The organism is Sporofaciens sp. JLR.KK001 (assembly GCF_036941055.1).
Lineage (GTDB): Bacteria > Bacillota > Clostridia > Lachnospirales > Lachnospiraceae > Sporofaciens.
The window spans coordinates 521,910-536,870 of the sequence record NZ_JAYMNO010000001.1; the positions used below are offsets into that span (position 1 = coordinate 521,910).

The 14,961-nt window shown below is 40.0% G+C and carries 13 protein-coding genes; 12 read left to right on the forward strand and 1 reads right to left on the reverse strand.

The window, feature by feature from the left end; all coding sequences use genetic code 11:
* Positions 1 to 35: 35 nt before the first annotated feature.
* Positions 36 to 1,052, reverse strand: coding sequence for a UDP-glucose 4-epimerase GalE (gene galE / locus VSQ62_RS02750; RefSeq protein ID WP_334633073.1), 1,017 nt, complete (start codon positions 1,050 to 1,052; stop codon positions 36 to 38).
* A gap of 330 nt (positions 1,053 to 1,382) precedes the next feature.
* Here galE and VSQ62_RS02755 point away from each other — a divergent pair, with 330 nt between their 5' ends.
* From VSQ62_RS02755 to VSQ62_RS02810, 12 genes are all read left to right on the forward strand, one after another.
* The gene (locus VSQ62_RS02755; protein WP_334633074.1) at positions 1,383 to 2,528 is read left to right on the forward strand and encodes a hypothetical protein; all 1,146 of its coding nucleotides are present in this window, start codon (positions 1,383 to 1,385) and stop codon (positions 2,526 to 2,528) included.
* A complete protein-coding gene (locus VSQ62_RS02760; protein WP_334633075.1) occupies positions 2,528 to 3,316 on the forward strand; it encodes a hypothetical protein in 789 nt (262 codons plus the stop codon). The genes VSQ62_RS02755 and VSQ62_RS02760 overlap by 1 nt, the downstream gene beginning before the upstream one ends.
* A gap of 2 nt (positions 3,317 to 3,318) precedes the next feature.
* Entirely contained in the window at positions 3,319 to 4,185 is an 867-nt protein-coding gene (locus VSQ62_RS02765) for a hypothetical protein (protein WP_334633077.1), read from the forward strand.
* A 6-nt stretch (positions 4,186 to 4,191) separates the two neighbouring features.
* Positions 4,192 to 4,830 (forward strand): ATP-binding cassette domain-containing protein, encoded by a 639-nt coding sequence (locus tag VSQ62_RS02770; protein ID WP_334633078.1) that lies wholly within the window; start codon positions 4,192 to 4,194, stop codon positions 4,828 to 4,830.
* A 397-nt stretch (positions 4,831 to 5,227) separates the two neighbouring features.
* Positions 5,228 to 6,640 (forward strand): Cys-rich peptide radical SAM maturase CcpM, encoded by a 1,413-nt coding sequence (gene ccpM / locus VSQ62_RS02775; RefSeq protein WP_334633079.1) that lies wholly within the window; start codon positions 5,228 to 5,230, stop codon positions 6,638 to 6,640.
* Positions 6,641 to 7,354 carry a hypothetical protein gene (locus VSQ62_RS02780; protein ID WP_334633080.1) on the forward strand — a complete coding sequence of 238 codons (714 nt, stop codon included), beginning with the start codon at positions 6,641 to 6,643 and terminating at the stop codon, positions 7,352 to 7,354.
* 2 nt (positions 7,355 to 7,356) lie between these two features.
* On the forward strand, positions 7,357 to 7,608 hold the full coding sequence (locus tag VSQ62_RS02785; RefSeq protein ID WP_334633081.1) for a hypothetical protein: 252 nt from the start codon (positions 7,357 to 7,359) through the stop codon (positions 7,606 to 7,608).
* A gap of 261 nt (positions 7,609 to 7,869) precedes the next feature.
* A complete protein-coding gene (locus VSQ62_RS02790; protein ID WP_334633082.1) occupies positions 7,870 to 10,386 on the forward strand; it encodes a hypothetical protein in 2,517 nt (838 codons plus the stop codon).
* A gap of 29 nt (positions 10,387 to 10,415) precedes the next feature.
* A complete protein-coding gene (locus VSQ62_RS02795) occupies positions 10,416 to 11,081 on the forward strand; it encodes an ABC transporter ATP-binding protein (protein WP_334633083.1) in 666 nt (221 codons plus the stop codon).
* 15 nt (positions 11,082 to 11,096) lie between these two features.
* Positions 11,097 to 12,722 carry an ABC transporter ATP-binding protein gene (locus tag VSQ62_RS02800; RefSeq protein WP_334633084.1) on the forward strand — a complete coding sequence of 542 codons (1,626 nt, stop codon included), beginning with the start codon at positions 11,097 to 11,099 and terminating at the stop codon, positions 12,720 to 12,722.
* A 136-nt stretch (positions 12,723 to 12,858) separates the two neighbouring features.
* On the forward strand, positions 12,859 to 13,620 hold the full coding sequence (locus VSQ62_RS02805) for a LytR/AlgR family response regulator transcription factor (protein WP_334633085.1): 762 nt from the start codon (positions 12,859 to 12,861) through the stop codon (positions 13,618 to 13,620).
* Positions 13,621 to 13,634: 14 nt separating this feature from the next.
* Complete coding sequence (locus VSQ62_RS02810; RefSeq protein ID WP_334633086.1) at positions 13,635 to 14,933, forward strand: sensor histidine kinase; 1,299 nt, start codon at positions 13,635 to 13,637, stop codon at positions 14,931 to 14,933.
* The last annotated feature ends 28 nt before the right edge of the window (positions 14,934 to 14,961 follow it).

The window sequence follows — 14,961 nt, forward strand, 5'->3', positions numbered from 1 at the left end:
AGTAAAATTGAATTTTACTACGTCCCAAATTGTGTTTAGCAATATCCATTCGGATTCTGTGACTGCCATCTCCAGGTATCTGCGCACATCTCATCCAATCCGCGTTCTGCCTTCCAGCCGAGAACCTTAGCGGCCTTAGCCGGGTCTGCGTAACACATTGCGATATCGCCGGCTCTTCTTGGCTTGATCTCGTAAGGGATCTCCTTGCCGCATGCTTTGCCGAATGCCTTAACCATATCAAGAACAGAGTAGCCTACGCCTGTCCCAAGATTGATCACGTCAAGGCCAGGGTTGGTCATGATATAGTCGATTGCCTTCACATGGCCGACCGCAAGGTCAACAACATGGATATAATCACGTACTCCGGTTCCGTCCGGCGTGTCGTAATCATCACCGAATACGCCTAATTTGGCAAGTTTGCCGACTGCAACCTGGGATATATACGGCATCAGATTGTTCGGGATACCCTTAGGATCCTCTCCGATGCGTCCGCTCTCATGCGCGCCTACCGGGTTGAAGTAACGGAGCAGGATCACGCTCCATTCCGGATCGGACTTCTGCAGGTCGGTCATGATCTGTTCCATCATAGACTTGGTCCAGCCATATGGATTGGTACACTGTCCCTTCTGGCAGTCTTCGGTGATCGGCATCACCTCAGGGCTTCCGTATACGGTGGCAGAAGAACTGAATACGATCTTTTTCACATTCGCATTACGCATCACATCCATGAGAGTCAGTGTTCCGGTAATGTTATTCTGGTAGTATTCCAATGGCTTCTGCACAGACTCCCCAACAGCCTTAAGCGCAGCACAGTGGATAACGGCGTCGATAGATACCTTCTGGAATAAATCCTTAAGTGAGGCCTCGTCGCGGACATCGCCTTCGTAGAATGCGATCGTCTTCCCGGTAAGCTCTTCCACTCTCTTCAGAGATTCTCTGGAAGAATTGGAAAGGTTGTCATACACGGTCACCTGGTATCCCTGGTTCAGAAGCTCCAAAGCTGTGTGGCTGCCGATGTAGCCAGCTCCTCCGGTGATTAAGATATTTGCCATAGTTAGTTCCTCCTTTTGATTTCTCAAAAATTTGTTGAGACATATTCTGATTATTATCATATTGCATAAAAGGATGAAAAGCAATAAGCATATTGGATAAAAATATAAGGATATTGCGGAAATAGATGCCGCGAACAGGAAGCATTCACATACTTTCTTTGAAGAAATATGACGGGAAGTATAGCTATAAAATAGAGGATAAACTGTTTTCGCTGACGATATTCATCCCGATTAGGCAATAAAAGAGACAAGTTATTCTAAAATGTGGAAAATATTCTCAATATCTGGTATCTTAAGTAGGTATACACCATAATCAAAGAGGAATTTCAAATGAAAAGAATTAAATTATATTTTACTGTTTTTATGACTATATGTCTGTGTAGCGCTTGTGGAAAGCCGCAGGAAACAACAGAGGACCCATCCCATAAGACAATCGGATCAGATAACTGGAAACAAACAGGTGAGACTTCGGAATCTGTGGAGACGGTATCTATCCAGATACCGGAAACCTATGAAAGAACCGAAGAGAATGTATATTTCAAAGCGGATATCATATGCCCCGATGAAATCAGGAAAGGTTCAGTTAAGATTCCGAAAATTAGCCTGCAACTTATCAATGAAGAGAAGGTTATAGACGAGATATACAAAAATATCTCAATTGACAAAGACGAGGTCAAGGAATATCCAGGAGACGATGGGGAGGTGCTTAAAGTACGGTATCTTACCGGGCCGGAAATACAATCTTTAAGCGTATATAGCTTTGGGGCAGATTATACTACGGCGTTCTATCGGGATTATATCGGACATTCCTTTGATCTGGAGGGAAGAGAGGGGCATTATTCTACGGAAGCTCAATTATCCTTTATGAGCACAGACTCCGCAAGGAGTGAGATCGAAGGGATGTTTGACCGTATGGAGGTTTCTCTAGGCGAGGATCCGTTTTTTAAGCACTATGCCTTGGACTATCAGACATTGGCGGCGCAGGAATATGTGATGGATATGGACGGGAACATTGATCGTTCTCAGTATAAGCCGGAATGGACGATGGAGGATGAGGGGTATTATTTCTGTATCTGGCAGACTTACAACGGTATAAAGGTCCACACTCCTTATTCGGATATGATCAAGAAATATGCGGACTTTAATGCTCCTGTACAGGTAATGATCTCTGCAAATGGGCTTGAGTATCTGTCTCTTGGCAGAACATTTCTGATCGATCCCAAGGAGAGTACCGAGAAGCTCGCCAGTCTGGATGCCGTGGCAGATGTAGTGATCAAGAAATACTCCATGATCCTGACAGATGCGACTTATACGATCGACCGCATGGAACTATGCTATTATCCGGTGGAGGACAGTGAAGGGAATTACGAATTAAAATGTGTCTGGATCATGGATATCACGGAAGAGCCTACGCTTACGGCAACGGGCAGATTCCAGTTGATGGTGGATGCGGTCAGCGGTGAGGAGTTGTTCTGATGAAGAGAGGATTACTTAGGCGGTATATCGCCATAGATATGAAGCGTGCGTTTTGCTCATGGAAGATCATAGTATCGATTCTGGGTGTCTGTCTGGTCATGGGGATCGCGTCGCTGGAGACCAGGATATGGCAGCTCTCGGTCTTGAATTCTTATTACTATGTGATATACAGTATGCCGTTCTTGCTGACCCTGATCTTCACTACATTTGCATTCGGACACTGCTTCTGTGAGGATATCGAGCATGCTTATATCCGGTTCCAGGTGATACGCGGGAGTCTTCGGTCCTATGTGATCTCCAAGGTGATCGTGATCGCTCTTTCGGCTGTATTTACCATGATGATGGGGATGCTTTTGTTCGTACTTGTGCTGCGCATGAATTTCCCGTGGATCGACCTGACGGAAGGAACCTTCGAGACATTGTCGGAGTATGGCGCGTTCCGCCTGTTTCTGAAAAATGGAAATTATATCGTGTATTATCTATTCTGCGGGATCCAGTACGGATGGCTGGCGGCAGTGCTGGCGGTGGCGGCGGCGTTATTTTCCCTGCTGTATCATGATGTGCTGTTTGTATTGTCTGTGCCGTTGATTGTGTGGTATCTTATCCAGTATTACAGCGATCTGCTGCCGCAGTACGAGCAGTTGAATCCGAATGCGGTCTACGACATCAGCTGCAATGTCTGGGATCACGACTGGCTGTCCTTCGCATATGCATGGGGTGTGTCGGTTCTGGCGATCGTGCTGCTGGGAGCGGCGATCTATCAGATGATAAAAAGACAGGTGATATAAAGATGAAGAGAATCGGAAATGAATGGTCAGTTATATTTACGGATTTCAGGAACAGCTTTCTGACGAAGCGGGTCTTGGTGCTATTCGTACTGCATTTTTTTGTTACACATATATTCCTTGCGCCAGTCAGGCGGTTCGCAGTAAATGTGCATCACCCGGTATCGGCATATGGATTCTTGTTCCTGTTTTATAATATGTATTATCTGCTGCTCTTTATGTTCGTGTGTATCTATTACTTCTCCAACACGCCGTTCCTGAATTATCATCAGATCTACAGGATCATACGGACGGGTAAGCTAAGATGGGGGATCCATCAGATCGTGAATATAATCCTCAGTTCGGTGGTGTTGATGGGATCCGTGTTCGTGAGTGCGTGTATCGTATTGTTCCCGCAGCTTACCTGGGAGAACGACTGGGGGAAGGTCCTCTATACACTCAGCCTTACGAACATGGCGGAGGAATATAACATCATGGTAGACTTTACTTATGAGATGATCAGCAGGTATACGCCTCTTCAATTGCTCGGTTTAACCCTGGGGATCGGAGTCCTCCTGATCTCTTTCCTGGGAAATATGATGTTCGCGGTTAGTCTCTTCTTCTCGCGGACGGCGGCTCTTAGTATCGCGTCTCTGGAGACGGCGTTCATCATCGTGGAGGCGAATATGCTCATGTTCACTAAGCTGATCTATTTCGCGCCGTTTACCTGGATGAGGCTTAGCCGGATCTGGGATCTGATCGGACAGAGTAGGCCAACACCTTCGATCGGGGACGCCGCCCTGTATCTGGCTGCGGGGAATCTGATCTGTATCGTCCTGATCCTGTGGAAGGTGAAGGATATCAATTATTCGAAGCATATCAAGAAGGAGTAGAACAGCATGGAAGAATATATTAAGGTAGAGCATCTAAAGAAGAGCTTCAAGGATAACGAGGTGCTGGCAGACGTCTCGATCTCTTGCAGGAAAGGGGCGGTCTATGGCGTCACCGGATACAACGGGTGCGGGAAGTCGGTGTTCTTCAAATGCCTCTGCGGCCTTGAGAAGGAAGACGGCGGGAAGATCTTTATCGGCGGGAAGGAGAAGCGGCCCGGCGAACTGCTCCCGTCGGTGGGGATCATCATCGAAGAGCCGGCGTTCCTTGGGAATGCCAGCGGACTTAAGAATCTGGCTTATCTGTATCAGATCCGGAACAAGAAGGATAACCAGTACCTTAGCCGGATCATGGAGCAGGTGGGCCTGGATCCCGGATCGAAGAAGCCTGTGAAGAAGTATTCCCTTGGGATGAGGCAGCGCCTTGCGATCGCGCAGGCGATTATGGAGGAGCCGGATATATTGATATTGGATGAGCCTATGAACGGACTGGATAAGGACGGCGTGCGGGAGATGCGGGAGCTGTTCCTTAAGATCAAGGAGAGCGGGAAGACGATCCTGATGGCGAGCCATAACAGGGAGGATATTGAAGCGTTGTGTGATGAGGTGTACGAGATGGAGAAGGGGAGGCTTTGCAGAGTGTTATAAATTCCATTCTTTTCAGTGAGTTCTCTGGTTGAAGAGAAAGAGCATTATGAGAAACATTTGATAGAGGGAAAATATCGGGCTTTGTCCCGATATTTTTGTATACAGAAGTGGGGATATTTATGATACATATGGTCGAGTAGACTTTCATTATCTCGTAGAATTGCCTAAACTACGACAATGTGTGATTTCAGACAGAGAGCCGTGCGGATTTTGCAAATAAATAATCCAATTGAGTGGTTGGAATTTTGTTATATGACGTTCATGTTCAAAAAAATGACGTTCAGGGAAACAGGATTGATTTTTAAAATTATGTTAGATATAATTCTCGTAAAAGAGGATATTATCGATATCAAGACAAACTCCTTTTATAGAAAAAGTCATTGAGGAGGATATTAAAATGAAGAAACCGTTTATTCACTTGTTTTCTTGTTCAAATGGAAAATATTTATATGATGTTAATAGTGATAATATATTTAAAATAAGTGATGAATCTTATCAAATTTTGGAAAATGGGAATACATATAATCATCAATTGAAATACCTAGAAGAGATAGGATTTTTAAGAGAAGATAAAGTAAAACTTACGGAACATCCGGCAGGAGCAGTTTTATCAGAGTTTTACGAGAATCAATTGCATGGACTGACATTACAGGTAACACAAAATTGTAATTTGAGATGCGATTATTGTGTGTATTCTGGAAAATATAATATGCGGACACATAGTGATAAAACAATGAATCTTGAAATGGCTCAGGCAGGAATAGATTATTTGTTTGAACACTCTAAAAAGATAAATACACTAAGAATAGGGTTCTATGGTGGTGAGCCTTTGTTAGAATTTGATTTGATCAAGTGTTGTGTAGAGTATATAGAGCAAAAATCTAGTGATAAAAATATTAATTTTTATATTACAACAAACGCAACGTTACTCACTCCAAGTGTCATAGATTTTTTGGTACAGAATAATTTTCAGATTACGATTAGTTTTGATGGACCTAAAGAGATTCATGATAATCAGAGAAGATATGCAGATAGTGGGATGGGAAGTTTTGATACAGTTGTTAAAAGACTAGAATATTTGCATCAAAAATATCATGAATATTATATTGAAAAAGTCAACATCAATATGGTTTTAAATCAAGGATATAAGTACAAATCAATCAGTGATTTTATGAAAAAAGAAAAAATATTTCGGGAAGTTTCCATTACGTCAACTTTAATTAGTAATACAGGGGTAAAGGAAGAAAATAAAGTTAGTGATACTTTTCAAACGGAATATTATTACGAATATTTTAAGCTATTACTTTTTGCGTTGGGGCGGATAGAGAAAAAATATATTTCTCCTCTTATGAGAACGGAGCTAAGGACATTGCAAAGCATCAGAGGTGGTAAACATCAACAGGGAGTAAATAAATTACCTGAAAAATGGCATCATGGGGGCCCGTGTATTCCAGGAGAACGAACTATATTTTTGAATTCAGATGGTTTTATCTACCCATGCGAAAGAGTGTGTGAATTATCGAGTGAAACAAACATCGGAGATATAAAAGAAGGGATAGATATTGATAAAGCGCGAAACATATTAAATATTGAGAAAATAACTTGTTCAATATGTAAAGAATGTTGGGCTTATCGGTATTGTGATTTCTGTATTCGAATGGCGGGAGCTGAAAAGAAAAATACTGAGAAAAATATTAAAAATTCATGTAAAACTATGCGAAGTGTTACTGAGAATTTATTTAAAGATTATTGTGTTTTGAAGGAACTTGGTTATGATTTCGAAACAGAATATGTAAAGGGGTTTGTATAAATGGAAAATAATATTAAAAAACAACCGGAAGAAAGCGGAAAAAAGGAGATATTTGATATTGATATTCCAGTAGTATATGTTACGGGTATTGTTAGTGAAATTAACTGTTTGAGAGAATCGATTGAATTACAAAGGAGTTTTCAAAAGCAAGGATATAAGGTGGGAATGATAAGTAACTCAAAAGAGGTAGAATCACAGAAAGATTCTTTTTATTGCTATTTTGAGGAATATAATGTTGAGAATATAGTAAAGATAAATCACTTTGTTAAACAAATCGAAAATACTAACCATTATGATTTGTTGTTTGTTGTTTTGATGAGTGGAGCAGGGATACTGGGGAGAAAGGTTATTGAAGATTTTGGGCTGGAGGTTTATTCTTGGCGTCGAGCAGTACCCTTTGATTGTATAGTATTGAATGTATTCTATGGAAATTATACAGAGGAATCTCTAGCAATTCTAGGAAACAGCGTGCAAGATGTACTTGGTTCAAAAGTAGATTTTTACAACATAGTAGATCAGATGCTTGATTTAGATGAATCTGAAAAAAATAACTCAGTACATACTTGGCCTGTTGATAGGGAGTCATTACAGAATAGTATCTTTTTATTAAAAAGTAATGAGACTTATGCCATGAAATTAGATGGGGAAATAGAAAGATTGAGGGATGGGATTATAGAAAAATTAAGCGAATACGGAGAAGTGGAGAGAATGTAAGAATGTGTACAATTATAGAGGAATTTAATAAAATTATGCTGCAGAGAAGTGGTATAGATTTTTCCATACATAAAGAGCTACATAACGTTCCATTACTCGGAAAAAATATTAATCTGCCTGTAAGAGAATTGTTGTTGATTTTTTTTGATATAGAAAAAAACTTTGAGATTAGAATTCCAGAAAATGAAATCGTTAATGATAGTTTTACGACTTATAATAGAATATTAGAAGTGATCGAAAAATGTAAAAGATAAAAAGGAAATCTAATATATATTGCGCAATGATTGATTTTCTTGGAAAGGAGGTGTAAGTATGAAAAAGAGATTGGGAAAACGTGTTAATAGCACAGTTTGCACGGCTACAGTTCTTCGGTGGTGTTCATGCATTACGACATGTGAGAAGCAGGATCTCGATATGAGTAGATTTATGACTTTATTAACTGTACCGTAGCCATATCATAGAGGCTGTGAAAGAGTTGTTTTACAGCCTCTACAATTTTGAGGAGAGAAAGATCTATGAAAAAGAAGAAAAGATTAAAAAATATATGTGTTATCCTTCTTTTTATCGTATTTGTCTCTATGTTCTTTCCATGGATGCAATGTGGTGATAAAGTGTATTCACTTTTCGGATTTTACAAGGAGGCCTGTATTCAGCACAATATGGCGGCGATGGCAAGACAGGAGAGCATTGTATATCTGCTTCCCTATTTTCTGATATTTGCGGTTTTGGCAGGAATATTGTCCGGAGTGAAATGCATTCTGTTGATACGCAACATCCATCTTCGATTTTTGGGGGATATTATCTATGCTTTACAATTGATCTATGTAGCAACCGTCCTTTCATTTGGAGGTTATCTACCCTATCCGGCAGCATTCGTTGCAATGATTTTTACCTTTGCAGAATTTATGGTCAGAAAGTATGCTCAGGAATATGAGGTCTTTACCAGAGAATGGGAGAAGCAGAAGTCCCGTGAGAAGAAGGAGAAGGAGGAACGGAAGAGACGTCTTGGTTTCCCGGGCAGATATGACCGTTTACTTTTTCAGGTCATGTGGCGGGAGGCAAGTCATCAGAAAAAAGCGGTTGTGCTGATCAATACAGGGAACGGTATTCTCTTTGGGATGATGTTTATTTTGTTTGCGCTAAAGTCACAATTTCAGGAAGGATACGGTATCACAGACGCGCTGCCATCTCAGGGATTGAATGGGATCTTAATGAATGCGTTGATCGTGGTAGTTGTTCTCTATGTGTTTTTTGAAGGAATTGCGCTTTACAATTATGCAGGAAATCAAAAACCACGACGGAAAATGTTATGGATCTTAGGCGCCAGAGAGGCGGTGCAGACAGGGATACAGATTACGGAATATGGCCTTTTGATTGTATTCTCATTGATTTTGGGATGCCTGTCAGGGACGGTAGGGTATGGAATTGCTGCAGGTCTGCTTCGAGGGGTTTTTGGTTATTCATTACCTTTGACCGCTTCTTTTCATATATATGCGATGACGATGGGAATCTATCTTTTTATTGCATGTGTTACCACATTTATCGTAAATGATACATTTCGAAGGTCTCTGCAGGGAAATAAAGGGAACCGCAGCAGAGCATTTTCGGCGGAAAGGAGATATGCGGTGATTTTGTTCCTGGCGGCAATCCTGCTTCTGGTCTGTTCTTTCTTAGAATATGTGCAGCGAAGGAATGCTGAGAATATATATATCGTACTGATCGGATTCGCGGGAGGAGCTATCCTGGCGGTTTTTGCTCTCACAGTGCAAAAGAGCCGCAGTTATTGCGGCAAATCAGAAGATTTCGCGCAGGTTATGGGGAAGATTCCGATTCAGAGCGGTTTCCTGCGAAACACAGGGTTAAGGTCAGGATTATTTTTATTCCATGTCGTTTTTCTGGCAATATTGTCTGTAGCAATGGCGGGAAATATGGCAGCTCCAAAGGCAGAACAGCTCTGTCCGTATGATTATGTATGCATGGCGTATGAGGATGACCGGACATTATTTGAAGAAATGTCGCTAGAGGATGGCGTTAAGATTCAGTCATATCCTATAACCAGAGTGACGACGGTGCAGGGGGATGCTACGGACTGGATCGATGTTGCGAATGATTATTACCGGCGTGTTATATGGCCACAGGGACAACACATTGGAATATCGGAGAGTACCTACAGGGCGTTGTGCGCAGAACAGGGAATCTTACCAAAGAAGCTGTCTCTTGGGGAGGATGACGTTTATGTTATCTATCAGCAGGATGTATCTGTGAAGGCGCATCCGTTGGATTGGTATATGGACCGGAAGACCCCGTATATAAGAATTGGGCAGCCTCTTAGGGCTTATAGCTTCATGTTAAGAGAGCAGATGTATCCGCCGCGTGAAACAGCCGGAGAAGACAGGCAGATTTTGACCGGATGTTTCCAGGGGGGAATGCAGGAGGATCTGGTAGTATTTTCCGATGAATATTTTGAAAGCCTTGAGATTACGGAAGGACCGACACTCCTTTATCTGATCAATGCAAAAGAAGGCGCGTCAAAAGAGATAGAAAAGGGATTAGATATATTTGCCGGAAGGCACGGGGAAGATTCTTCGTGGTCACGTGCGATCCAACCATACTATAGCAAGGTGAGTAAGACGGCGGATATCCGGGCGGAACGGATACTGCAGAAGGCGGCGCTGTCTATGGAAATGGTTCTGCTGGTTATGTGTATTTATTTGATACAGATGATGAAGACAGAATTTGAGAAGAGAGAAAGGATAAGACGTTTCCGGCTGTTATCTTATATCGGGATTTACCGCAGGGACTATGAAATACTGTTGAAAAGAGAGCTTAGACAGGCATTTTATTACCCGCTGTTATGGGCGTATGGGATATCTGTTTTGGTTGCTGCTGTCACCTGTTATCTGCGCATGATGTCCGCTGTCGAGAGCGGAAGATTTATCATTTGCCTGATGATGATATGGGGACTCTATTTTGCGGTACAATGGACGTTGGTGAGGCTGAATTATAAGAAAATGCTGCGGGAAAGTTTGTAAAAGGCAGAGAGAGTTGAGGAGATGAGGGTATGGAGATCCGGTTAAATAATATCAAAAAGTCTTATGAAAATCAGGAAGTATTAAAAGGGATCGATCTTACAGTCGGGCAGGGTGATTATATTTCGATCATTGGAAGATCAGGGTGCGGTAAAACGACCCTTCTTAAGATCATAGGCCTGTTGACTGTGCCCACAGACGGAGAGCTGCTGATCGATGGAAAAAGTTACAGCGATCTTTGGAAAGACGAACTGGCTGATATCCGCAGGAGGAATATGGGATTCGTCTTCCAGGACTATCTTCTTCTGGAAGATCTGTCGGCGCTTGACAATATGATGCTTCCCGGGCTGTTGGAGAAGATGGATGGAGGATCATCCCGAAAGCGGGCCTATGAACTTGCGGAGTATCTTGAGATTGAGAAGGAGTTATTGGAAAGATATCCGGGAGAGTTATCCGGCGGAGAGAAGCAGAGAATTGCCATAGCGAGAGCATTGTTCAATGATCCGCCGATGCTGCTTGCGGACGAGCCGACCGGAAATCTCGATGAAAACACCAGGAAGATTGTGGAGGATATTTTCTGTAAACTCCACAGGACGATGAATAAAACAATTCTTCTGGTAACTCATGACCTGGAATTCGCAAAAAAGAGTGAGAGACAGTATAGGATAAAGGATGGAATTTTACAGAGAGGGAGATGAAGGGATGATATATAAATGGATAAGATGATAAAAGAAACTTTTCACTTTGCCTTAAATATGAAGATGAAATTTATCTTATTACTTTTGTTATCGGGGGTTGGAGTTATCATAGCATATTTCCAGCCTCTTTTAACACGAAGGATAATTGATGATGGACTAAACAACAGAGAGTATTCTAAAGTTATATATTTTGCAGGAATTATATTAGCAGCAACACTATTTCAACAAATTTCCGAAGTTATACAGGCAAGGAATTATTGTAAAATTAAGAATCAATTTATTCAATATCTTTATAAAATAATTTTGGATAAATTGGTTAAAATTGATTTGAATTGTTTAGATAAAACTAACAGTGCATCTATAAGTAATACATTGACAAATGATATTTCCAATGTAAGTTTGATCTTTGACCGGAGTACACTGATTGTTTTTAACTATGGAATTATAACATTGGGAGGAATTATAGGACTTGCATATATTGATTGGTATTTAACATTGATAGTCCTTCTTTTTATCCCGGTTAAATTAATATATATTATTAAATTTACACGTAGACTTGAAGAAATAAATACCGATTTAATAAAAGATTCTGTACAATTTTATGAATGGTGGGGAGAAAATATAGAGGGGATTAAAGAGATTAAATGGTGGAGATTGTTTGATAGAAGAAATTCGTTGCTTGAAGAGAAACAAAAATTAATTTTGAACAAGCAATATAGCGCCACTATGATAGACTGCTATAATATGGCCTGTGACAACATTTTAGAATGCGGTGTAAGAATATTAATATATGGGTATGCCGGATATTTAGTTTGTAATGCTCAACTGAGTGTTGGGGCGTTATTGGCTTTTATAACATACACGGAATATATAATCAGACCGATATCGGTTGTATTATATGTGAAGTTTATTATAGCAAAAATAAAACCATCTATCATTCATTTGTCAAATTTTTTAGAAAGTCCGGAGGAAATTAACTACGGAAAATTAGAGGTGGGGGATTTTGAAAGACTGGAATTTAAGAATGTTTCTTTTTCCTTTGACCAAAAAGATGTGTTAAAAAATTGTGATTTTCTGGTAAATAGAGGTGAGAAAGTTGCAATAATAGGACATAACGGAAGCGGGAAATCCACGCTGGTTCGATTGATTTTAAGAGAAATTGTTCCAAAATCAGGTAAAATATTATTAAATGAAAGAAATGTTTCAGATTATGATATCAATGATTATAGAGATACATTTAGTATAAGCAGCCAGACATTTTTCTTGTTTAAAGACAGTCTGCGGAATAATTTTGATTTAAAGCATGAGCTAAACGATGATGATATCATTGATCGTAGCCATATATACATAGAGCTTAACAAAAGTATAATGAATAAAATGATTACTACTAATGGAAAGAATTTGTCTGGCGGAGAACGTCAGAATGTTGCATTGATTAGAGCATTATGTAAAAATGGGGAAGTTTTTTTATTAGATGAATCAGACGCGAATCTTGATAAAGAATTTTTACATAAATTGGATATAATGTTAAAAAACCTTAAAGAAAAAACAGTAATTTTTATTACACATAGGAAAAGTGATTTTGAAAATATGGATGCAGTATACCATTTGGAAAATAGTTGCTTGAAAAGAATAAAATAAGAATAAAAAATTCATGTCACATTTAATGTAGATATATATTGCGAAAAGCGGGAAAATCCGTTATCATCTTTAACATAGGTCGAAAAGTGAAATATGGTTTCTGAATCTATCTAATTAAAGAACAGAGGGATGAAGAATGTTGCATATATACATATGTGAAGATGAGGAAGTCCAGTTAAACCGCATTAGAGATATGATAACGGAGTATATCGCGGATCTGAGAATAGATGCCCGGATTGTAGCGGCAAGGCAGGATCCGGAGGAGATTATGGCAGAGTTGCATGATAATTGTCAACCTGCCGTCTTCTTTATAGATGTCCAGTTGGACGGATATGATATGGACGGATTCGATCTGGCACGGCGGCTGAAATGGCTGAACAGTGAATACGCTGTCGTATTCCTGACTTCAAGCGATCATTTGGCATACAAGGTATTTGAATATAATCTGGAGGTTCTGGATTATGTGGTCAAGGAGCCTGAATATTTTCAGCAGAAGGGAATCCATGAAGGTCTGCGGAAGAGATTGGATCGTATTTTTGAGAAGTTGAACAGCCTGTGCGATAAGAAGAATAAAACGTCAATTGCATTTGCGTGCGGAGGAAAGGTGACGGATGTTATTACAGAGGATATCATCTATGTTCAGTCCGTGGCAGGAAAGCATCAGGCGGAGGTATATCTGGATAATCGTGTGATCACTGTGAGACAATCGATGAAATATATATATGAGCAATTGAGTGAGGATTTTATCTATGCGAATAAGTCGTGTATCGTGAACAAATCTAAGATGCGGGAGTTGGATAAGAAGGAAAGATTTTTGCATCTGGAGGGAGGCTTCCGGGTGGAAGTATCTTATCGGGAATTAAACGGTATAGCGAAGTTTATGTTGTCCAATAGGTAGAAAGAGCGGTGATTATGGAGATATTATATAGCTTGTTGGGGGCATTCTGTGTATTGATTCCAATCTGCGGATTATTGACCGAAAGATTGAGGATATGGCAATATATATGTCTGGTAATATATGTAACTTTAATGGGGGGATGGGGTCCTCAGGTTGGACGTATTACAGGTGTGATAATGTTTGGCGGAGTATTAATGCTTTTAATGTTAATGCTTAGAAATAACAAATTGGTAAATCTTTGTTTGGCCTGTTTGGGATATATGTTCAATATTCTTTTTAACAACATTGTGTTGTTAATGGTCTCTGCTTGCATTGGAATACCTGTGAGTGTGATTGAAAGACAATACTTTATATTATTTTCAGTGGCATATTGTATTAGCTTATGGGGAATTGTCAGAGTGTTTCGTGTCTTAATATATCAAAAAATTCATCTAATATATTATATCGAAAAAATGTCATATTCAGTAAGGTATGGGTTATTGACAAATTTATTTATGTACATAATGCTTTTCATAATCAATATGTTTTGGGGAGAACAGGTAGGATACAGTAACTCTGCCGTGCAGTTTAACTGTATTTTGTTTTTAATATGTGCATTAATCAGTAATTACTTGATTATTATGTGTATCCGACAGGTTAAGAATGAAGAAGAGCAAAAAGCAGAGAAAAAAAGGCAGCAATTATTGGAGGATTATATTGTTTGTCTGGAAAATATGGTGGAAGAAACACGGATATTTAAGCATGATTACAAAAATATGCTGTCTACTATGTCTGGATTTATTCATGAAAATCGCTTGAGAGAATTACAGGTATATTTTGACCAACAGTTAAAAAGACCGGCTTACAGTAAACTGGATGAAATGCAGGCGTGGCAGTATCTCAAAAATATTCAACCAATAGAGATGAAGGGTTTGTTGTTTGAAAAGATTTTGGCAGCATTAGGTAAGGGAATTCGGGTACAAGTAGAGATATCAGAGAACGTGAATGTGGTGTATGAAGGGATTTCTGATTTGATTCGTATCTTAGGAGTTTTTATTGATAATGCGGTGGAAGCGCTGGAAGAGGGGAAAGGTTTACTTTGCATTATTATAGCGAAGCTGGATAATCGGATCGTTTTTCAGGTTATGAATGAATGTGAGAACCAGCCAGACTTATCGAAGATATTCTGTAAGGGTTATTCGACCAAAGATGAAGGACGCGGATGGGGGTTATATTCGGTTCGGTCTCTGCTGCAGGAACATGAAGATATGGCACATGAGTGTAAAGTGGAGCAGGGAATGTTTATTCAGAGATTAGAAATTCCTGTTTTCTGACGTTCATGTGTGAAAATTTGACGTTCAG